This window comes from Roseibium sp., assembly GCF_051016195.1.
Taxonomy (GTDB): Bacteria; Pseudomonadota; Alphaproteobacteria; order Rhizobiales; family Stappiaceae; genus Roseibium.
On the sequence record NZ_CP134616.1, the window covers coordinates 3,180,079 to 3,201,609 of the forward strand.

Sequence of the window (21,531 nt, forward strand, 5' to 3'; positions counted from 1 at the left end):
TCGTCCGGGGGAAAGGGGCATTTGGGTGCTCATGATCGGCAGACCGCCCTTCAGTGGGCGCGCCGCTCGAAGCAGCGAACGGATGAGTTTCCGAACCAGGCTGATCCGTCCCCGCCAAAAACTGCAGCGCCCTCCTTCACATCGCTGCCCGGCTTTCAGCAAATGCGGGTTCAGAAAGCTGCTGCGGATCTCCTACAGATCGAAAATCCTTTCTTCCGGGCCCATGAGAAACGTGCCGGTGCCAAGGCGGTCATCGATGGACGAGAGCTGCTGAACTTCGCATCCTACGATTACCTGGGGTTGAATGGACATCCGAATGTCTTGAACGCCGCACGGGACTCCATCGATCGTTACGGCCTGTCGGCCAGCGCCAGCAGGGTCGTGTCCGGCGAGCGGGTCATTCATCGCGAACTGGAACAAAAACTGGCAGCGCTTCATGGTGCTCAGGACGCTGTGGCCTTCGTGAGCGGGCATGCAACAAATGTTTCGACCATAGGCCATCTCCTCCAGTCCGACGACCTGATCGTTCACGACGCCTACATACACAACAGCGTCGTCACCGGTGCGAAGTTGTCGGGAGCCGTTCGCCAGGTCTTCCCGCACAACGATCTCGATGCACTCGAAACCATCTTGAAAAAGCGTGCAGATCGGCATGCGAAAACGCTGATCGTTGTCGAAGGTGTTTACTCGATGGACGGCGATACGGCCAATTTGCCCGCCATCATCGCCCTGAAAGAAAAATATGGCGCGTGGCTGATGGTGGACGAAGCCCATTCCATCGGAATACTGGGTGAAACCGGCGGCGGAATTGCGGAACATTTTGGAATTGATCCGCAAAGGGTCGATATCTGGATGGGCACATTGTCCAAAACGCTCGCAAGCTGCGGGGGGTACATCGCGGGAAAACGCGATCTTGTCGACTACCTCAAGTTCACGGCATCCGGTTTTGTCTACAGCGTGGGGCTTTCGCCGGTATTGGCCGCCTCAGCGAGTGCAGCGCTGGATGTTATGGCACAGGATCCCGAACGTGTCCGTCGCGTGCAAGGAAATGGCCGGTATTTTCTAGATGCAGCAAAGCGGGCCGGGATCGACACAGGCGTGAGCCAGGGCCATGCGATCGTGCCCGCGATGATCGGAGATTCGATCAAGGCGACCGTTATGGCAGCCCGTCTTGAACGGGAAGGCGTCAATGTCCTCCCGATCATATTTCCAGCGGTACCTGAAAAAGCGGCACGACTGCGCTACTTCATCACCTCGGAGCACACCGAAGAGCAATTTGATCTTGCAATAGAAGCTCTGGCGAAGGTGTCCAGGGAATATGACAGCGACCCGGTCTTGCTCGATCAGATTCCGTTGTGAGAGCGTGTTCATCGGTAAACCGGAGCGGCCCGCGTCCGCGTTAACGCTGGTAGTTGAATCCCTTTGTGGTGAGGCGCCGTAAACGCCAGGGGACCAGTCTCCCGAGCAGAATAACCGCGTATAGAGCAAGTGGGAATGCATAGAACGCGCGTTTCCTGGCGATTGCCCGCTTGATCCTGGCTGCCGCCTTGTCGGCTGTCATTTCAAGTGGCCGCCAACTGGCGTATTTCTCCGCCATCGGCGATTTTATGAAGCCCGGACAAATGACGCTCACGTCGATCCCGTCTGCATGAAGGAAGAAACTGATCGCTTCGCCGTATGCGTTCAGGCCGGCCTTTGAGGCGGCATATGCTGGCATGTCGGCAATCGGTTGCAGGCTGGAAAGCGAACTGATGAGTGCAATCTGTCCGCCTTTCTGCTTCTGCATGTGGGGAACAACGCTCGTCACGACGTTGACGCTTCCTCCAAGGTTGGTGGCAATCTGCAGTTGTGCCGTTTCCGTATCTTCAAAGCACCGTTCTTCGCCATGCGAGCCCAGAACGCCTGCATTCGCGATCACCAGATCAATACGGGTTTTCTCTGCAATCTGGTCAATCCAAGCCTTGACTGCCTCATTCTGTCTCACGTCAACCTGCGCGATTTCCACGTTTGCGCCCTCATTCCGGCACGCATCGCTGGTGTTCTGAAGTGCGGACAGATTCCGTGCGCACAAATACAAACTGACACCCGGCTCAGCGAACCGAATGGCGAGTGCGCGACCAATGCCGGAGCTTGCTCCCGTGATGAGAATGTTCGAGCCGGAATTTCTTTGCATTTGTTTCTTTTTTACCACCATCGCGGGGGATGTCTGAACTATTATCGGCACCGAATGAAAATTGCACCAGGACGACGGCAAACCCATTACCATGCGGCACCTAGGAAAATCGTCAAAATTGTCAGTCACGGGCCAGTTTTTTTTGTTCGATAGGTTGGGGTTCGGATATTGTAAACGGATGTTCGATAAGCTATCGGAATGTGAAAACACAGCAACTACAGCGGCTTGTTCTGGTACTCATTGATGGCGAAACCCCACGGGCAAAAAAATGCGATGCAGCGCGTAGTTGCTGCCTGCGCTTACCTGGTTCTGACGATTTGCGTGATGTCGGGATTGGCGGCTTGCTCGATTATTCCTGCATCCGGGCCGACGTCTGCGGAGATAGAGGCCCAGTCGGGTCCCAGGTCGAGCGGTCTGAGCTTTGAACTCATAACACTTGACGGTTCGTCAATCGCTGCGCTCAGAGGGTATCACCCAACCGGGTTCAGCAAGTATTTTCCGGGCAAACGATGGGCGCCGAGCCACATCATCGGGATTGGTGACACTGTCTCGGTGGTTGTCTGGGAACCGGGCGAAGAAGGATTGTTTTCGAGGGCTGAAAACGGTGGCCGGGCCGAATTGGGACCGTTTGTGGTCAACCAGAGCGGAACAATTACCGTGCCTTATGTCGGGAAGGTTCACGCTGCAGGCAAGTCGGTAGAGCGTCTCCAGGAGGCCATTCAGATTGCACTTGGAGGCAAGGCCGTTGATCCTCAGGTCGTCGTTACGCTCGCGGACAATGCAAGCAGTCTCGTGTTGGTAAGCGGGGCCGTGAACAGTCCTGGTCAATATCCCCTGGCCCTGCGCGGCGAGCGGCTTCTTGACGTGATAGCCAAGGCAGGCGGAAACGCGAAAAAGGCCAGTGAGACCTATGTGACCTTCATCAGGGGGTCTAAACAGGGCCGTCAGTTGCTGAAGACAGTGTTCGAGAACCAGGGAGAGAACATCTACGTTCAACCTGGTGATCAGGTCTATCTGGCACACACGCCTCAGACATTCACCGCGTTCGGTGCAGTTCCAAAGGTTGGTGAGTATCCGCTTCAAGCCGGTGAAGTCTCGCTGATTGAGGCGCTTGGCCGGGTTGGCGGCCTTGCGGACGGACGGGCGAATTCCGTCGGGTTGTATGTTTTCCGATACGAGAGTCCCAGTCTTGTCCGTAGCATGAAGCCCGATGCCAAGATCGCGTCATCAGGCCCGGTTCCGGTTATCTATCAGATTAACATGCGAGCAGCGCCATCCTATTTTTATGCGCAGTCGTTCAACGTTCGTGACAAAGATGTTATCTATGTTTCAAACGCTTACGGCGCAGAGCTAAACAAATTCACTCGAATCCTGATCAATGTCCTTGCCGTCGGACGATCTTCCACGAGCGTTGTCACATTTTGATCGTGATTACCTGAGAGGGGTAACCGTATAGAAATGGCGTTTGGATCGACTTCAGATTGTGCTATCGGTCTGAAAAGATCAAAAGTGCGGCGTGATGTGTGAATTAAATCCGTTTTTAGTTTTTCGACTGAAACTGGGTTCCCGGTGTCTGCGGGCGCAGTGTATGTCTGGCACGAGCGTGCCGGTTTTTGAAGGTGGCGAGTTGCGTGGCAGGTAGTGTTCAGGAAAATTCCGGAAACAGTGCCAAAAAACCGGCAAATGCTGAAATTGCTGGTGACGCGGCCGCTGAAAACCCGCAGTCCGACAGGACGGCAGCAGACAACTTGCCGGTTGCGCCTGGTCAACACACTGAAAAGCTGCCGGCTGTCAAACAGACGGAAATCGTGAAACAGGGTGCCAAAAAGCTTGCTGAGAAAGTAGGTAAGGTCGCCCCGGTTATTCCTTTGCCGGTGAAGGGCGCCACGCTTTCGAACCCGGCAGCGAACGTCAGAATACTCCGTCCGCAACAGGTCCGACGGAGACTGCTATTTGCTTCACTCTTTCTCGCTGTTCTGTTGCCTGGCTTCCTCGGGGGGTTGTACTTCGCGTTCATCGCGTCCGACCGGTATGTCGCCGGTGCCGGGTTTGCGGTTCGTGGTGTAGATGGTGTGGCGTCGGTCGGGGGGGATTTCCTTGGCGCCTTGACCGGTCTCGCCAGCACCGGAAGCACCACTACGGATGCCTATATTCTGCTGGAGTTTTTGCAGAGCCGGGAATTGGTCGAGCGCTTGATTGACGATTACGAATTCAGGTCGGCCTACGGCAGCGATTCGGTAGATTTCCTCTATCGGCTGGATGTTGATGCACCGATTGAAGATGTCGTCGACTATTGGGAATGGATGATTACTCCGAGCTTCGACAGCACTTCCGGCATAGTCACGTTTGAAGTCGAGGCGTTTGATCCGGACGACGCGCAGCGAATAGCCGCTCTGATATTGAAATACGCCGCAGAGCTGATTAACAGGCTGTCCGAAGAAGCCAGACGAGATGCGGTGAAGTTTTCAACGCAAGAGGTGTCGAAGGCAGAAGTTCGTCTCCGGGTCGTCAGGGATCAGCTGAGAAAGTTCCGTGAAGTGGAAAGCGCGATCGATCCGTCCAAGAACGCCGAAGTTCAGATCGAGCTGATGGCTGGACTGGAACGACAGTTGATCGAGGTCAGGTCACGCTTGTCTGTTCTGAAGGGAACGATTGATGACAATTCGCCAGCGGTTCAGCAGCTCAAGCGGCAAGAAGCGGCGCTGTTGGAACAGATCGTGGCAAAACAAAGCGAAATCGGCGGACCAGAGGCAGATGCTGGGGGCTCTGCAGCGCAGGCTGCGACAGCTGGCGTAAATGCTGGCACTCCCTTGTCGTCGCTGCTGGCGGACTACGAAGCGCTCCAAGTCGAAACAGAATTCGCGCAGCAAGCGTATGTAACGGCGTTGGCCTCGTTGGAACGCGCAAGAGCGGAAGCGGATCGTCAACAACGCTATCTTGCCGTTTTCAGCACACCATCTTATCCTGAGGACGCAATTTATCCGCGGCGAATTCTCAATATCTTCCTGTTTTTCATCGCTCTGCTTGTAGCTTGGAGTATAGGAACACTGATCGTTTATTCTGTCCGCGATCACCTTAGGTAAAGCTGGCCGTTTGGATACGATGGCTGAAGAGCGACTTGGTGCTAAAATGGAGCACGTTCTGATAACCCAGGGGCGCGTTATTGGCGCTCTGATTTTGCGCGAGACACGAACGACTTTTGGTGCATCGCAGCTTGGTTACCTTTGGGCGATTCTGAACCCGGCGATCGGGATCGCGGTTCTCACGGCTATTTTCACCACGATTGGCCACCCGCCTCCTTTCGGATCCAGCCTCGCGCTCTTCTTCGCAACGGGCTTCCTGACATTCGAGCTATACAAGAAGCTCTCCGGGTCGCTGATGCTGTCTTTCGATGCCAACAAGCCCTTGATGTTGTTTCCCCTTGTGCAAGCCACCGACGTTCTGATCGCGCGTGCTTTGCTGATAGTGGCAACTTACATCCTCGTCATGGTGTTGTTTTACACGGGCTTGATTATTCTGGATCTGGCAAGTCTGCCCGCACATCCGGACCAGGTGTTCCAGGCTATTGTCGCGACGTCATTGCTGGGGATCGGTATGGGAACGACAAACGCAGTGATATACAGCGTTTTCAAAACCTGGAAGCAGATCGAGGAAATCTACAGCCGTCCGCTGTTCTTCATGTCGGCAATTTTTTACATACCGGATAATTTTCCGACCGAGATCGTTTCGGTGCTTTCGTGGAACCCTGTGCTGCATCTGGTTGAATGGATGCGGGAGGGATACTACCCGAACTACAACAGCAGTGTCTTGAGCAAACCATATGTGCTTTCCGTGGCGTTCGTGTTGCTTCTGATCGGATTCGCGGGCGAGCGGCTCTATCGAAAGAAGCGCATCGGATGATCGAATTCATGGATGTTCACAAGGCGTATCGTTTGCGCGGCGTCAGAAAGGTCATCCTGGACGGCCTGTCCCTGAAACTGCCGCCCGACAAGAATGTCGCGATACTTGGTCAGAACGGTGCGGGCAAATCGACGGTCATGAGGCTGATCGCGGGTGCTGAACTCCCGGACCGGGGACGCATAAAGCGCAATGCCAAAGTATCCTGGCCGTTGGGTTTTTCCGGTGGTTTCAATGGACAGATGACCGGCATGGAGAACATTCGGTTCGTTGCCCGAATGTATGGTGAGGACACGGAGGAAATCATCGACTTCGTGCAAGACTTTTCCGAGTTAGGTGCATCCCTCAAGCTTCCGGTGAGCACTTATTCCAGCGGCATGAAGGCAAGGCTTGCGTTCGGCGTCAGCATGGCGATTGATTTCACCTACTACCTTATCGACGAGATCACCGCTGTGGGCGACACACGGTTTCGCCGGAAATGCGATGAAGTTTTTGAAAACAAGCTGGTGCACTCGAGAGTCATCATGATTTCACATGGAATTGGAACCATCAGAAAATTCTGTGATGCAGGATGTGTCTTAGACAACGGAAGGTTGACCTTGTATGACGACGTTGAAGACGCTATACGCCAACACGAAGAAAATCAGGCTGTCTGAGTGTGTAATGGCGAAACCGACGTGAGAATTTGAAACTAAGGCCGCATGAAATTTCTTTTCCTTCAGTCCCACCCCTCATTGTTTGGGCGACAAGTCATCCGGTACATGCGGGCGCAGGGCATTGACTGCAAGATAATCAATCTTTCTCTCGCAGACTGGGGGTATCGTCTCGGCCTCGGCGCCGACAACTACCGCGGGAAGCTTTCCGACTGGCCTCAATACCTGAGGTCCTATGTCGAAAAAGAACAGATCACCGACATCGTCTATTATTCCGATCAGCGTCCCTACAACCGGATTGCCTACAGCATTTCGCGGGAACTGAAGATCAACGCCTACGCCTACGAATTCGGCTATATCAGGCCGGACTGGATCACCCTGGAACGCGGCGCAATGGGTCCCTATTCCCATTTCCCGGACGATCCCGTTGTCATTCGGGAACTGGCTGCGCAACTCAAGGGCGCCATGCCCGGTGGACATTACCCCTACACGTTTCTGGCCGAGGCGACCAATGAAGTCGCATATAACTTTATTCCGGCCTGTTTCCCGTTCTTTTTCCGGCACTACCAACGAGACCGGTACTACCACCCGTTTATCGATTATCCCAGTTACGTGCCGCGGCTGTTGAGGCGGCGATTCAGTGAGACCAAGGCGCAAGCCACGGTCGAGACACTGACGGCAGGCACGAGACCCTATTTCGTCGTGCCGATGCAGATGCAAAACGATTATCAGGTTCGCAACCATGCCGGTTACGGGCACCTGAGCGAAATGGTCACCGAAGTGATCGGGTCGTTTGTGCGCTCATGCAAACCGGATCAGATGCTGGTTTTCAAGATCCATCCGTTGGACAACAACATCGAAAACTGGCCCAAGGTCATTCGCGAAACGGCACAGGCGTTCCAGTGCCCGGACAAGGTGGTGGTGATTGATGGCGGCGACCTTGGGAAATTGTTCAAGCACGCGGCCGGTGTCGTCGTCCTGAACAGCACCGCGGGACTGACGGCTCTCAGGATGGGCATCCCCGTAAAAGTTCTCGGCGTTTCCATTTACGACGTTGTACAGATGACCTGTCAGAAATCACTCGATGAGTTCTGGGCAGCGCCCTCAAAACCCGACCGTGCGCTGGTCGACGCCTTCGTGAAGCTTCTTGCTGCCAGCATCCAGGTGAAGGGCAACTTCTTTTCTCGCAAAGGCCGGAAAGTGGCGATCCCGGAATTCGTTCGCCGTCTTGTCGAAGGTGACGTGAACGGATGTGGCGCATTTCTCAACGAGCCGCCGCGCCTTGAAAAGGCTAGGCGGGTCGGCATATCGATCCCCGAAGACAGCTATTGGCACCGGGCGTCATGACCTCGGCCTCGAAGCGGGAAAGATGTTTTTTGTTCCTGCAAGGCCCGTTGTCTTCTTTCTATTCCGAAATTGCCGCTCAACTGAAGTCGCTTGGTTACCAGGTCCTGCGGGTCAATTTCTGCGGAAATGACGCCGTCGACTGGAAACACTCCGAAGCAATCAATTTTCGCGAACGGCCGGACCGATGGGAACCCTTCCTTCAGCGGCTGATAGAGACAAGGGGCGTAACCGACATCATCTTCCATGGCGACCGCCGATACTACCACGTTGTGGCCGCACGGGTTGCTCGAGCACACGGGGTCGATGTCGCCGCCACCGAACTGGGTTACCTCCGGCCGGACTGGATGACGCTGGAGCGGGGCGCATGCTCCACGCTTTCGCATTTTCCGATCGAACCGGACCGGATCAGGGCGGTCGCAGCACATTACGGTCCCCCGGATCTAGGTGTCAGGTTCCCGAGTGAAGGCTGGCGCCTCGTCGCGCAGGAGCTCCGTTTCACCCTCTTCAACGCACTGATGTGGCCGCTGTTTCCCCATTATCGCAATCACCGGCCGGAAAGCCGTGCTGAAGTCTATTGCGGGTGGCTATGGGCAAGGCTGACCCAGAAAAAACGGGAACGCCGTTCGGCGCGTCTCATCGATGAAGTGAGGCGCAGCGGTGCTGCCTACTACCTTGTGGCATTGCAGTTGGCGGGTGATTTTCAGCTTCGCGAACACTCCCCCTTCACGGACACGGGCGATGCGCTGCGCTTCATGGCGCGCTCTTTTTCGCGCAATGCGGACCGGAAAAGCCTGTTGGTGCTCAAGTCCCATCCGCTCGAATACCGGCATCGGCAACTGCGACAATGCGTGAGAGCGGTTGAAAAGGAATTTGATCTCGACGGACGAATTGTTCTCATCGACGCCGGCAATCTCACCGAATTGTCGAAGAGCGCCCTGGGCTTTGTCACGGTCAACAGTTCCGCCGGGTTTGACGCTCTTGCTGCAGGCTGCCCGTCTATCTCCGTCATGCCGACGATCTACGACATCGCTGGACTGACCTTCCAGGGGGACCTCGACGACTTCTGGGTCAATGCCCGGGCACCGGATGCGCACTTGTTCGAGGATCTCCGCCGCGCCCTGGCCGGTGCAATCCAGGTGCGCGGATCGCTCTACAATCCTGATGGCCTGAAATTCGCGGCAAGAGCGATGGCCGAACACCTTGCCGACAGGACCCTGAATGCCAATGGCGCTTTCGTTTCCGAGCCGCCGAGACTGGCAAAGGCGGCCCGCATGGGCGTTACCTATGCCACCGCTCATGGCTGAAAGGTTCCGCGAGCGCCCGGGAGACGTTTCTGCTATGGAAAGCGCCTGGTAATGGGTACGTGAACCGACAATGAATTCGGGGAGTTTCGGAAGATTGAAAGTTGTCGTCGTCGGCGCAGGTCTGGCCGGGCTTGCGGCCGGAACCTGGTTGAAGCGATCGGGCCATCAGGTCGAGGTATTCGAAGCGTCCGCACGCGTAGGCGGACGGGCGAAAACGATCCGCCGGCCCGGTACGGACGAACTTGTTGATGTTGGAACCCAGTATTTTCACAGCAATTACCGGCGTGCGCATGCACTGATGGATTCCGTCGGTCTGGCGCAGAACCTGCGCAAAATCAGAGGAAAGACGCGCTTCTTCGATGATCGTGTAAAACAAGGGTCCTTCGTCACGGGTCACCGGTTTCCCTACATCGCGTCCGGGTCGGTTGCCGCCAACGTGCGCATGAACCTCGCCGGTGCCTGGCGCTTGCTTCGGAACTGGATAGATCCGTTCGCGGTCCTGCAGGGCGTTTCGATTGACGACGTATCGGCGCGCGATGCCTTCAGCGATCCTTTTGAATGGGAGTACAACGCGCGCGCGCTCATCATGGCCGGAGCACTGGTTGAACCGGAGGACCGGCGGGAGTCTCTTCTCCATGTGGTCCGCCTCATGCGCATCATCGTGCTGACCGACTACCTGACCCTTGATGGCGGCATTGCCTCCCTTCATGAAAGGCTTGCCGAGGATCTGACCGTTCGACTTCAAACCGCTGCGGCGCGCGTTCTGGAGGACGGGTCCGGCATTTGCGGGATGATGCTGGAAGACGGGACCGAAGTGGATGCCGACCATGTCATTCTGGCGACACCGCCTGCCGCCAGCGCAATCCTCTTGCCGCAAGAGTGGGAGCATGAACGCGCCTTTCTTTCCGCAATTTGGCAGCCGCCGGCAATCGTCGTGACGCTCTTTCTTGACCGGCCACTCGAAGAGCGGATCTGGTCTTATGTTTTCCGGCCGGAACCCGGGCGGCTCGTGAGCTTCTGTGTCGATGCTTCGCAAAAAAATCCGGTTATGACCAAGAGCGGCGGCGGCGTGTTGCAGGCCTGGATCTGCCATCCCGCGAGCGCGGACCTGATCTCGTTGTCAGCAGCCGAAATCGTGGAGATGGTGACCGGGGAACTCACGCACACGTTCGGCCGCCTGGACGGCGACATTTTGCATACCCATGTCAACAAGGTTCCCCACGCGATTCCCCAGATGGGTTTGGGCCATAACGCAAGGGCGCGGGACTTTCTGGATCAGGTGGATCGCCGGCGCGGCATTGAATTTTGCGGAGACTACCTTTCCGGCGGATACATGGAATGTGCGCTCTGGAGCGCAGAAAGAGCCGTGAAGAACGTGCTATCGTCACGAAACGCCGGGCCGTGATGGAGCGGGGGTTGTGGCCAGCGTCTCCGGATCGCACGGGAAATATTTGGTAGCGGAGGAGGGACTTGAACCCCCGACACGCGGATTATGATTCCGCTGCTCTAACCACCTGAGCTACTCCGCCAACCGGGCGCGCGGCGTCAATCGAGGCCGGCGCGATGTGGGGTGCTTATAGTGAGGCTGCGGGCAGGCGTCAAGCGCAGAATGAGTGCCTCACCGCAAACACTTTTTTCACGCTTCAGGCCGCCGAAACCGGGGCCTCGGCTTGTGGAAAATCGACCGGTGCGGACACCGAACGCTCGGTCTTGTGGATCCATCCGCCGCCGAGCACGCGGGCGGTGTCGTTGTCGCTGTCGAAGAAGACGCAGGCCTGGCCCGGCGCGACGCCGGTTTCCCCGTTTGCGAGCTCGACAAAGCCCTTGCCGCCAAGCAGGCGCAGTGTTGCCGGAGCAGGCGGGCGCGTGGAGCGGACCTTGGCGAAGAGTTCGACTTCATCACCTTCATCGAGCGGCTGGTCGCCGATCCAGTTCATTTCGCGCAAGAGGATCGTTCGGGTTGCGAGCGCTTCGCGCGGGCCGACAATCACCTGGCGGCTGTCGGCATCCAGTCGGACAACGTAAAGCGGTTCGCCCGTCGCAACGCCGATGCCGCGGCGCTGGCCGATGGTGAAATGAATGATGCCGTCATGGGTGCCGAGCACACGCCCGTCCATGTGGACGATCTCGCCCGGTTCGGCCGCATTGGGCCGCAGCTTGCGGATCACCTCGGCATAGTCGCCATTGGGAACGAAGCAGATGTCCTGGCTGTCGGGCTTGCTCGCGACCGACAGGCCGAACTCGGTGGCAAGTTCGCGAACCTTCGACTTGGGCATGCCTCCGAGCGGGAACCGGATGAAATCCAGCTGCTCCTGCGTGGTCGCAAACAGGAAGTAACTCTGGTCCCGGTCAAGGTCCGCCGGCCTGAAGAGCGCGCGCTTGTTGCCGTTCTGTGCCGACCGCACGTAGTGACCCGTTGCCAGGGCATCCGCACCGAGGTCGCGTGCGGTCTTCAGCAGGTCGGTGAACTTGACGGTCTGGTTGCAGGACACACAGGGGATCGGGGTCTCGCCGGCGATGTAGCTGTCGGCGAACCGGTCCATGACCTGCTCCTTGAAACGGCTTTCATAGTCGAGCACGTAATGCGGAATGCCGATTTTTTCCGCCGCGCGGCGCGCGTCATGAATGTCGACGCCAGCGCAGCACGACTTGGCCTTGGCGACAGCTGCGCCGTGATCGTAGAGTTGCAGGGTGACGCCGATGACGTCGTACCCTTCCGCCTTCATGAGCGCCGCGACAACCGAGCTGTCAACACCGCCGGACATGGCGACGACAACCCGCGTATCCTCCGGGCGACCGGGCAGATCAAGACTGTTTCCCATTTTCCATACTTCCAGAAGCGTCGGCCTTGGCGGCGGCGGACCGTTCAACCAGGTCGCCGATCATTCAATGACGATCTGTGCGCGCCAACCCAGGGCCATTTCATCGTTGGCGGCACTATACAGATAGGATCAGGCGATGCCAATTGCAGGCAGAGCACAGCAGGCATGCTTTGCCGGATCGGCAACTCTTGCCGCCCTGCCACAACGCCGCAAAGCTTCGACTCCAAAAATTATTATTTTTAAACAATGCGTTACCTCGTTCAATGACTTGGCCTGCCGCTTGCTTTGTTTTTGCCGACGAAATGTGCCTTGCGTGCAGGGCGAAGACTTCGGGGGCGAATTTGCTGCCATTTGGACTGATGACCGATGTATCTGCCGGAGCTCTGGCTGCCGGTACGGGTGCGCTTCCTGGTTTGGCAAAACCGGCTGGCGGACCGATCGGGAAATCTGATTTCGAAACAGAGCTGAGCGCGTTCGCGGACATCACCACGAACGGTGTGCCCGCGCCGCAGGACGGTACCGAGTTCGCCGGTGGTGACTTGCCGCTCGTCTTTGCCGCCCTTTTCAATCCGGATGAAGCCGGGCCGGCCCCGGCGGCAGACGGTGCGGTGCCCGAGGTGGCCGTGCCGGACGGTTCGGTGCCTGCTCCGGCCCCCGCTCCGGCCCCCGGGGGCAATCAAAGTGCTGCTGAAGCGCCGCTGCCGACAGGTGCGGCCGCTCCCTCGCCTCGGCCTTTTGTTCCTTCTGCCGGCCAAGCGGCAGGTCAGCCTGCGGGCCAGCCTGAAACTGGTTTGCCGGACGCGCCGGACCTGCAGGATTTGCCGGTTCTGCCGGATGTTTTGCCGTCATCAGCCAGCGAGACAGCCCGGGTGCCGCTGCCGGTTGTGCCGCCCGGTGTTCTGCCTCGTGGACCAGAGGCACGGCCCGCGGACACCGCCGTGCAGCCCCTGCCTGCACAATCATCAGAGGCCGGCCGCACTGCCCAGGCGGTCAGCTTGCCAAACGCGGCTGCGGCACCTTTGCAAACCGTGGTGCCCGCGCCTCTGGCGCCCTTGCAAACCACAGTTTCCACGCCTGCAGCACCCTTGCAGGTCACGGCTCCCGCGCCAGCGGCATCCTTGAAAGCAACTGCTCCTTCGCCTGCACCTGCGCCATTGCAGAGCACAGCTCCGGCAACTCAGCCGGTTCCTCTGAAGACGGAGGCGTCTCCGCTGCCGAACGCGGAAGTGCCCGATCCAGCGCAGGCGACCAGCAGGCCGGTGCTTGCCGAGCCCCGGCAGCGGCCTCAGGGCGTGATACCGCTCGCACCCGAGACGCAGGCTGCATCTCCGCTTTCCAACGGACGCCGCTGGCAGAGTGAGCTTCCGAGCGAACTGCGCGCGCCGGTTCCGGCATTCCAAAGGACTGCGGAAATCGTTCTGCCGAGGCAAGCGCCTGCCGTTCCGGTGTCGGCCGGAGACCAGGTTCCGGTGCCAGCACCTGCAGGTTCACTGGCTGGACCCGGGGCGCAAACCCTGGGCGTACCGGCAACAGGCGCGGCTAATCCAATTGTCCTGCCCGAGAACGCGGCGGGGGTGAGGCAGCCTTTCGCGGATGACATTGCGGATGTGCCCGATCTGCCGCCTGCCGCAAGGCCCGCAAATGTGGCCACGCAATCGGAAAATGCTTCGCCGACACAGGTAACAGGGCCGGCGCCGCAACGTGCCGGTGCTGAGCCTTTGACAACGCAAGTCGCCAATGCGCCTTCCGCCGAAACTGCGCCCGATGGCTTTGAGCCGGTCTCCCTGAGACCGGAGGCCGGGGTGAAGGAGACCAAGACCCCGGCGCCGGGAGGTATCTCGGAAACCCCGGCTTCGAGCAGCAGTCCTCAAACCGGTGCGAGTTCCGCCCCGGCGACGGTGGAGAGCCCTGCTGACGCGCGTCCTCGAAGCGGGCCGTTGGCTGCTGCTGTGCCGGCGGCACAGCTTCCGCTTGCGGATCCGGAGGGCGTGATCATACCGTTTGAACTGTCTGCGACCGGCGATTTCACGGCGACCATACGCGGCGGCGAAACGCAGGGGGCTGTCAGAACCGAAAGCCTGCAGGCACCCAGTCAGGCCCAGTCCGGGCAGGTTGCGACGCAAGTTGCCGCGGAGATCGCCAGAAACCTCAAGAACGGTCAGACCCGCTTCCAGATGCGGTTCGATCCGCCGGAACTCGGCCGCGTTGATGTCAACATGCGCGTCGGCGCTGACGGCGGTGTGCATGCGCATCTTATCGTGGAGCGTCCGGAGACCCTGGACATGTTCCTGCGCGATCAACGCGGGCTGGAACGGGCCCTGGAAGCTGCGGGGCTCAGCACGAATTCCGAGAACCTGCAGTTTTCGCTGAGGCAGGATGGCGGACGTGATTTCGCGTCAGGTGAGGGTGGGGACGACCAGGCCGCACAGCTGACGGAAGATGCGGGCACGCCGGAGAGCGACGACATGGATCCGGAGGCCGAAGCGGTCATCCGGCTGACACTTGCCGAGAGCCGCGGCGGCCTCGACGTGAAGATTTGACGAACGGGATGACGGGTCATCCAAGGAGCATAGCGTGACAACCGTTTCTTCCAGTACGAGTACCACTTCGCAGGACACCAGCTCGGCCAGCCAATCGGGCCTCATGGCCAACTACGAGCTGTTCCTGAGTATTCTTACGACCCAGATCCAGAACCAGGACCCGCTCGATCCGATGGATTCCGCGGAATACACAAGCCAACTGGTGCAATACTCGAGTGTCGAACAGTCGATCCAGCAGAACAAGAACCTGGAAGAAATCATCGCCATGCTCGGCAGCAACATGAGCATGAGCTATGTCGGCTATATCGGAAACGAAGTCACGGCCGACGCGTCCACCACGACGCTGTCCGGTGGCCAGGCAACATGGAGCTACGATATCGGCGAGGACGCGACCGGAACCTATGAAGTCCGCAATTCCAGCGGGGTTGTGGTTTATACCGGAGACGCGGATCTCAGAGCCGGTTCGGGGACCGTAACCTGGAATGGCCAGTTGTCCGCAGGCGGCGAAGCTGCCGATGGTCTTTACACCATCGCCTTCGATGTGCGGGACGCCGCCAGCAACCGTGAAACGGTCAGAACGGAGACGAAAGGCATCGTCGACAGTGTTGATCTTTCCGGGTCGGAAGTCGTCCTGAATATCGGCGGGCAGAGCGTTCCCATTTCTTCGGTGACGTCCGTCTCGGCTCCCTCCTGATGCGCGGGTTCAGTGCGGTTTTTCGCCGGGCTGAGCCTCTTTTTCTGGAAAGTCGGCGAAAATATCCGGTTTGAGCCGCCGTCCGGCCGGCAAACCGGAAAGGCGGGCAGATTTTTTCCGGGCTGCCGATTTTCCACGCCGACCTCCGGTTATCCGTTTCCTTCGATATGCCTCGCAAAATGCACGCGCAGAAATTCATGGTTAACAGAACCATGCAATACAGTTAATAACTTTAGGTATTTTCTTTATCACTTCCTAAATATCATTCACTAAATTTAGATTTTATAGTTAATAAAAACAGAATTTTGCTTTAGGCGTTTGTTAAGCGTCGTCTTGTAGTCTCATCTCACCTTGGTCATGGTTAGTGTGAGAGTACAATGACCGAACAAATTCGTTCGCGTGTAAAATATGTCATCGGCCCCGATGGTAGCCCGCTCACAATTGCGGATCTGCCACCAACATCGACGAAGCGTTGGGTTATTCGTCGTAAGGCCGAAGTTGTCGCCGCAGTTCGCGGGGGTCTCCTGTCGCTCGAAGAGGCGTGCCAGAGATATACCCTGACAGTGGAGGAATTCCTCTCCTGGCAGAGTTCCATCGAAAAGCACGGGCTTGCAGGTTTGCGCGCCACGCGCATCCAGCAATACAGAGGCTGATCCTCCGCAATCAGCGTATTACGGGCCGTGTTACGGCTCGAATGAAGAGGTCGGGTTTCCCGGCCTTTTTTATTTGCCCTGTTTCATCCCGGTTTTATCCAAAGGTTAATGAAGTGGGCATTTTTTCCCCACCTCGCTCGCGATTTGCAATTCCCGAAATCCCGGAAAACCGGCGTTTCGCCAAATTGAGCCCGAAGCTGTTAACCAGTTGTTAACCGTCTGGGCGGCAAATTTTGCCCATCGAGGGTGTGGCGTGTCGAGCCGGCTCCAACAATAACGGCTTGGACATGTTTCAGATGCGGGCGGGCATTCGTGAACAGTATAATTGAATTCATAAAGACTTTGGGTCCTGCGCGGATTGCTGCCATGGGGGCGGTCGCGGCGATCCTTGTGGGTGTGTTCGCCTTTATCATTCTCCGGGTCACCGCTCCGCAGATGACGACCCTTTACAACGAGCTGACTCTCGAGGATTCCGCCGCAATCGTCAGTCAGCTTGAAAGCCAGGACATCCAGTTTCAACTCACCCGCCAGGGTGCGACCATTCTCGTTGCGAAAGATCAGGTTGCACGGCTGCGGATGCAGCTTGCCGCCGAGGGCCTGCCGACCGGTGGTTCCATCGGATATGAGATCTTTGACCGGAGCGACACGCTCGGTGCGACGAGCTTCGTGCAGAACATCAATCACTTAAGAGCGATGGAAGGCGAGCTCTCGCGGACGATCGGCTCGCTGGACCGGATCAAGGCCGCGCGCGTTCACCTGGTGATCCCCGAGCGCCAGCTGTTTCAGCGGGACCGCCGCCCGCCATCCGCGTCAATCGTTCTGAATGTGCGCGGCGCACTTGGCCCCGGCGAGATCCGCGCCGTTCAGCATCTCGTCGCAACGGCTGTCGATGGTCTGGACCCTGACAGGGTGTCGATTGTCGATGAAAGCGGCCGGCTGCTCGCATCCGGTGCCGGTGCCAGCGACGAAGACATGGTGTCCACATCGCTTCAGGAGCGGACCGTCGCGATCGAGGGCCGCTTGCGTAATCAGGTCGAGGAAATTCTGAACTCGATCGTCGGGCCCGGACGGGCGCGTGTGCGCGTCAACGCGGAAGTGGACTTCAACCGCTTGACGGAGACCACGGAGACTTTCGACCCGGAAGGGCAGGTCGTGCGGTCTACGCAGACCAAGGAAGAGGCAACCTCTTCGGTCAGCCGCAACGGTCAGGTTACCGTCGGAAACGAGCTGCCGAACGCGCAGGCGCAGCAGGAAGAAGGCGGGCGGGATACAGCCTCCTTGACGGAGGAAGTCGTCAATTACGAGATTTCGCGCTCGACGCGGACAGAGGTGGTGGAGGCCGGGCAGGTCAGGCGACTTTCCGTGGCTGTTCTTGTCGACGGCACCTATGAGCCGGACGGGAACGGCAACTCGGTTTACACCCCGCGCCCGCAGGAAACCCTCGACCGTATCTCGGTGCTGGTGCGCTCGGCAGTCGGTTTCGACGAAAACCGCGGTGATCTGGTCGAAGTCGTCAATTTGCAGTTCGCACTCCCGCCCCAGGACGACCTTCTGGCTGAAGGCGACGGATTGTTCGAGTTCACGCGGGACGACATCATCCGGTTCGCCGAACTCGGAGTTCTGTTCCTTATCACGATCCTGCTGCTGCTGTTCGTGGTGCGGCCGCTGCTCCGCCGCATCGTCACGCCGGAAGAAAAACAGCCGCAAGAACTCATGATCGGCCCTGACGGAACGCTTGTCGTCGAGACGGACGTGCCACAGGACGAGGATATGGAAGACGAGTTCGTGATTGAATGGCTCGAGCAGGCAAAGCAGGAAGGGGCGATGCAGGCGAGTTCGATCGCGAAAGTGGGTGACATGATCAAGGATCATCCGACCGAAGCCGTCACAATCGTACGCGGCTGGCTGGATGAGCAGGCGGCCTGATGGTAAGCGATCAACTTCAACAACACCTCACGATCAGCGCGGACGAGGAAGACCGTGAACTGAAAGGTGCGGAGCGGGCGGCGGTTCTGCTGCTTGCGCTGGGGGAATCGCACGGTTCGCCAATCTGGGAAAAGCTCGACGAAATCGAAGTGCGGCAGGTCTCGGCCGCGATGGCAAATCTTGGGCCGGTGACGCCGAACATGCTTGAGAACCTTTTCAAGGATTTTGTTCGCCGGGTCAGCTCAAGAGGCTCATTGACGGGCAACGTGGATGCAACCGAACGCCTTCTGGCCAACTTTCTTCCCGGAGAAAAAGTGTCCGTCATCATGGAGGAAATCCGCGGACCGGCCGGACGTAACATGTGGGAAAAGCTCTCCAACGTTCAGGAGAATGTCCTCGCGAACTATCTGAAGAACGAATACCCGCAGACCGTCGCGGTGGTTCTATCCAAGATCAATTCCGACCACGCTGCGCGCGTGCTGGGCATCCTGCCGGAAGAGCTCGCGCTTGAGGTGGTCAGCCGCATGCTTCGGATGGACGCGGTCCAGAAGGAAGTTCTTGAAAAGGTGGAGCAGACGCTCCGGGTGGAATTCATGTCCAATCTGACGAACACGTCGCGCCGGGACAGCCATGAGATGATGGCGGACATCTTCAACAATTTCGACAGGCAGACCGAGGCACGGTTCCTTGCGGCGCTCGAAGAGGACAATCGCGAGGCGGCGGACCGGATCAAGACGCTGATGTTCACCTTCGACGACCTGCTCAAGCTGGATGCGGCGAGCTGTCAGACGCTGCTGCGCCACGTGGAGAAGGACCAACTGGCGATCGCCCTGAAGGGTTCCACCGACACGGCGCGCGAATTCTTCTTCGGAAACATGTCTTCGCGCGCGGCGAAGCTGCTCGAAGACGACATGGATGCGCTTGGTCCCGTGCGGCTGCGCGACGTCGACGAGGCGCAGACCGGCATGGTGAACAAGGCAAAGGATCTGGCCGCGAAAGGCGAAATCATGATTTCCAAGTCGAAGGGCGATGAGGAAATTATCTACTGATGGCACTTGGGCGACCGGCAGGCACTGAAAACAGAATGGGCAGCATGACCAACCCGTCTAAATTTCTGTTCAACATGGACTTCTCCGAGCCGGAGGAGCCGGAGGTTGTTGCGCCGCCCGAACCGGAAATTCCGTCCATACCGCTTGCGGACCATGAGAAGCTGCTTGCCGATGCGAAGGCCCGGGCTTTTGAGGAAGGGCGCGTACAGGCACTCAGCGATCTTCAGACCAAGCAGGAAACGCTGCTGACGGCGGAAGTCAATCGGCTGGTTGATGCTGTCGGTCAGGCGATCGAGCAGATCGATGAAGGCCTTGCAGTGCAGGAAAAAGATGCCGTTGGCCTCGCATTTCTTGTGGCCAGGCGTCTTTGTGCACACCTCATTGCGCGCCAGCCGCTGGCGGAAACCGTTGCGCTGGTGTCAGAATGTCTTGGTCCGCTCAGGAAAGCACCGCACCTGGTCATCCGGATCGCGGAGAAAGATGTTGAAGGGCTCAAGTCCGAAGTGGATCCGATCGTGCACGAGAAAGGCTTCGACGGCCGCCTCGTGATCCTCGGTGAACCGGAAATCGGGCGGGGCGACTGCCATATCGAGTGGGCCGACGGCGGGATCAAGCGTGACCGGAAGGCGCTCGAAAACGAGATCGACACAAGCATTCGAGGCTATCTGCGTGCGCGCGGCGCGGGCACGAAAGGCATTTCATCCGCACCTTCGGCGGAAAAGGAAACTGACGCATGAGCGACGAGCAAGATACCAATATCCCGCTTGACGAACTGGAAGCTCCGCAACGCAGTCTTGAGGACGAAGACGTACCGTCACCGGAATCCGCTGCGGATCTGGAAGCCGTCTTCGATGTTCCTGTCAGGATATCGGCCGTTCTCGGACATTCGCGCATGCATGTGTCGGAACTCTTGAAACTCGCCTCCGGAACCGTTCTGGAACTTGACCGGAAGGTCGGGGAGGCAATCGATATCTACGTCAATGACCGTCTGGTCGCGCGCGGTGAAGTTGTTCTTGTTGAAGACAAGCTGGGCGTGACCATGACGGAAATCATCAAGACCGACCGATAGGAAAACTCAGATGCGTCTGCTCATTGTCGGAACACTTGGCGGTCAGCTCACAACGGCATCGAAGATCGCCATGCAGGGGGGCGCGCAGGTTACCCACGCCGATGACGTGGAAGGCGCGCTCAAGGTACTCAGGTCCGGCCGCGGCGCCGACCTGCTGATGGTCGAAGTGCATCTCGATATTGCCGGGCTGATCGGCAAGCTTCAGGACGAACGGGTCCACGTGCCCGTGGTGGCCTGTGGCGTGGAAACCGATGCACAGGCAGCGGTTTCGGCAATCAGGGCCGGGGCCAAGGAGTATATTCCTCTGCCACCCGATCCGGAGATGATCGCCGCCGTGCTTCATGCCGTGGCGCAGGAGCGGGGCGACCTCATCTACCGCGACGAGGCGATGGCAAATGTCGTCAAGCTGGCCGAGCAGGTCGCGCCGTCGGAAGCATCGGTCCTGATCACGGGCGAGTCGGGTACGGGCAAGGAAGTGATCGCGCGGCACGTGCACAAGTGCTCCAACCGTGCCTCGAAGCCCTTCATTTCAATCAACTGCGCCGCCATCCCCGAGCATCTGCTTGAATCGGAACTGTTCGGTCATGAGAAGGGCGCTTTTACCGGCGCGGTCGCACGGCGCATCGGCAAGTTCGAGGAAGCGGACGGCGGTACACTGCTTCTAGATGAAATCTCGGAGATGGATGTCCGTCTTCAGGCCAAGCTTCTGCGAGCACTCCAGGAGCGTGTCATCGACCGTGTCGGCGGCACGCGTCCGGTGCCAGTCAATATCAGGATCCTGGCGACCTCGAACCGGGATCTTGCCGAAAGCGTCCGACAGGGACAGTTCCGCGAGGATCTCCTGTTCCGGCTGAATGTCGTCAATCTCAAGCTTCCGGCCCTGCGTGAACGCCCGGCGGATATCATGGAACTCGCCCAGTTCTTCATCAAGCACTATGCCGAAGCCAACGGTGTGCCGCCGCGTCCGCTTTCCGTGGAGGCGCGCCAGGCCCTGATGTCCAATCCCTGGCAGGGCAACGTGCGCGAACTTGAAAACACCATGCACAGGGCCATTCTGCTGGCGTCCGGCCCGGAGATCGGCGTCGAGGCGATCCGCATGCCGGACGGATCGCCCCTGTCTGTTTCAAGGGGACCGGCGCAGCGGGCGGCCGAGACAGCCGAAGCCGTTACCAGATCCTTCGTCGGACGCACGGTGGCAGATGTGGAACGCGACCTCATTCTCGATACGCTTGATCATTGCCTGGGCAACCGGACGCATGCGGCGAAAATTCTGGGAATCTCCATTCGCACGCTGCGCAACAAGCTGAATCAGTATACCGATGAAGGGATTAGCGTGCCCGCTCCGGGCGAAGCGCGGCCCTGAAAGCAGCAGTTCAAGCAGTAGTTCAAGCATTTTACGGCGTG

General features: G+C 58.4%; 18 protein-coding genes and 1 tRNA gene. 16 read left to right on the forward strand and 3 right to left on the reverse strand.

The features are described from left to right. The first annotated feature begins 21 nt into the window (after positions 1-21). Positions 22-1,359 carry an aminotransferase class I/II-fold pyridoxal phosphate-dependent enzyme gene (locus RDA78_RS14475; RefSeq protein WP_434056001.1) on the forward strand — a complete coding sequence of 446 codons (1,338 nt, stop codon included), beginning with the start codon at positions 22-24 and terminating at the stop codon, positions 1,357-1,359. 40 nt (positions 1,360-1,399) lie between these two features. On the opposite strand, the gene RDA78_RS14480 is transcribed toward RDA78_RS14475, so the two are convergent. Further along, positions 1,400-2,383: an SDR family NAD(P)-dependent oxidoreductase gene (locus tag RDA78_RS14480; RefSeq protein ID WP_434056002.1), complete on the reverse strand. Its 984-nt coding sequence runs from the start codon at positions 2,381-2,383 to the stop codon at positions 1,400-1,402. Between the two features lie 63 nt (positions 2,384-2,446). Here RDA78_RS14480 and RDA78_RS14485 point away from each other — a divergent pair, with 63 nt between their 5' ends. The 7 genes from RDA78_RS14485 (at position 2,447) to RDA78_RS14515 (ending at position 10,779) form a co-directional block, all read left to right on the forward strand. Beyond that, positions 2,447-3,598: a polysaccharide biosynthesis/export family protein gene (locus RDA78_RS14485; RefSeq protein WP_434056003.1), complete on the forward strand. Its 1,152-nt coding sequence runs from the start codon at positions 2,447-2,449 to the stop codon at positions 3,596-3,598. Between the two features lie 206 nt (positions 3,599-3,804). Then, positions 3,805-5,256, forward strand: coding sequence for a lipopolysaccharide biosynthesis protein (locus RDA78_RS14490; RefSeq protein WP_434056004.1), 1,452 nt, complete (start codon positions 3,805-3,807; stop codon positions 5,254-5,256). A 46-nt stretch (positions 5,257-5,302) separates the two neighbouring features. After that, entirely contained in the window at positions 5,303-6,073 is a 771-nt protein-coding gene (locus RDA78_RS14495) for an ABC transporter permease (protein ID WP_434056005.1), read from the forward strand. Beyond that, positions 6,070-6,726, forward strand: coding sequence for an ABC transporter ATP-binding protein (locus tag RDA78_RS14500; RefSeq protein WP_434056146.1), 657 nt, complete (start codon positions 6,070-6,072; stop codon positions 6,724-6,726). Before RDA78_RS14495 ends, RDA78_RS14500 begins: the two co-directional genes overlap by 4 nt. A gap of 45 nt (positions 6,727-6,771) precedes the next feature. Beyond that, on the forward strand, positions 6,772-8,070 hold the full coding sequence (locus tag RDA78_RS14505; RefSeq protein WP_434056006.1) for a capsule biosynthesis protein: 1,299 nt from the start codon (positions 6,772-6,774) through the stop codon (positions 8,068-8,070). Between the two features lie 47 nt (positions 8,071-8,117). After that, positions 8,118-9,374, forward strand: coding sequence for a capsular biosynthesis protein (locus tag RDA78_RS14510; protein WP_434056007.1), 1,257 nt, complete (start codon positions 8,118-8,120; stop codon positions 9,372-9,374). Positions 9,375-9,468: 94 nt separating this feature from the next. Then, the gene (locus tag RDA78_RS14515; RefSeq protein WP_434056008.1) at positions 9,469-10,779 is read left to right on the forward strand and encodes a protoporphyrinogen/coproporphyrinogen oxidase; all 1,311 of its coding nucleotides are present in this window, start codon (positions 9,469-9,471) and stop codon (positions 10,777-10,779) included. Positions 10,780-10,826: 47 nt separating this feature from the next. On the opposite strand, the gene RDA78_RS14520 is transcribed toward RDA78_RS14515, so the two are convergent. Together RDA78_RS14520 and mnmA are read right to left on the reverse strand one after the other, a co-directional pair. Beyond that, positions 10,827-10,903 (reverse strand) — tRNA-Met (locus tag RDA78_RS14520). Positions 10,904-11,017: 114 nt separating this feature from the next. Further along, positions 11,018-12,196, reverse strand: coding sequence for a tRNA 2-thiouridine(34) synthase MnmA (gene mnmA, locus RDA78_RS14525; protein ID WP_434056009.1), 1,179 nt, complete (start codon positions 12,194-12,196; stop codon positions 11,018-11,020). Between the two features lie 359 nt (positions 12,197-12,555). On the opposite strand from mnmA, the gene RDA78_RS14530 reads away from it, so the two are divergent. From RDA78_RS14530 to flbD, 8 genes are all read left to right on the forward strand, one after another. Continuing rightward, a complete protein-coding gene (locus RDA78_RS14530) occupies positions 12,556-14,736 on the forward strand; it encodes a flagellar hook-length control protein FliK (RefSeq protein ID WP_434056010.1) in 2,181 nt (726 codons plus the stop codon). A gap of 34 nt (positions 14,737-14,770) precedes the next feature. Beyond that, positions 14,771-15,430 carry a flagellar hook assembly protein FlgD gene (locus tag RDA78_RS14535; RefSeq protein ID WP_434056011.1) on the forward strand — a complete coding sequence of 220 codons (660 nt, stop codon included), beginning with the start codon at positions 14,771-14,773 and terminating at the stop codon, positions 15,428-15,430. A 377-nt stretch (positions 15,431-15,807) separates the two neighbouring features. Further along, a complete protein-coding gene (locus RDA78_RS14540) occupies positions 15,808-16,083 on the forward strand; it encodes a DUF1153 domain-containing protein (protein WP_029065927.1) in 276 nt (91 codons plus the stop codon). Between the two features lie 312 nt (positions 16,084-16,395). Continuing rightward, positions 16,396-18,009, forward strand: a complete 1,614-nt coding sequence (fliF, locus tag RDA78_RS14545) for a flagellar basal-body MS-ring/collar protein FliF (RefSeq protein ID WP_434056012.1) — start codon at positions 16,396-16,398, stop codon at positions 18,007-18,009. Beyond that, the gene (fliG, locus tag RDA78_RS14550; RefSeq protein WP_434056013.1) at positions 18,009-19,058 is read left to right on the forward strand and encodes a flagellar motor switch protein FliG; all 1,050 of its coding nucleotides are present in this window, start codon (positions 18,009-18,011) and stop codon (positions 19,056-19,058) included. Before fliF ends, fliG begins: the two co-directional genes overlap by 1 nt. A 44-nt stretch (positions 19,059-19,102) precedes the next feature. After that, a complete protein-coding gene (locus RDA78_RS14555; protein ID WP_434056014.1) occupies positions 19,103-19,795 on the forward strand; it encodes a FliH/SctL family protein in 693 nt (230 codons plus the stop codon). Then, positions 19,792-20,127: a flagellar motor switch protein FliN gene (gene fliN, locus RDA78_RS14560; RefSeq protein ID WP_434056015.1), complete on the forward strand. Its 336-nt coding sequence runs from the start codon at positions 19,792-19,794 to the stop codon at positions 20,125-20,127. Before RDA78_RS14555 ends, fliN begins: the two co-directional genes overlap by 4 nt. 10 nt (positions 20,128-20,137) lie before the next feature. Beyond that, complete coding sequence (gene flbD / locus RDA78_RS14565; RefSeq protein WP_434056016.1) at positions 20,138-21,490, forward strand: sigma-54-dependent transcriptional regulator FlbD; 1,353 nt, start codon at positions 20,138-20,140, stop codon at positions 21,488-21,490. The last annotated feature ends 41 nt before the right edge of the window (positions 21,491-21,531 follow it).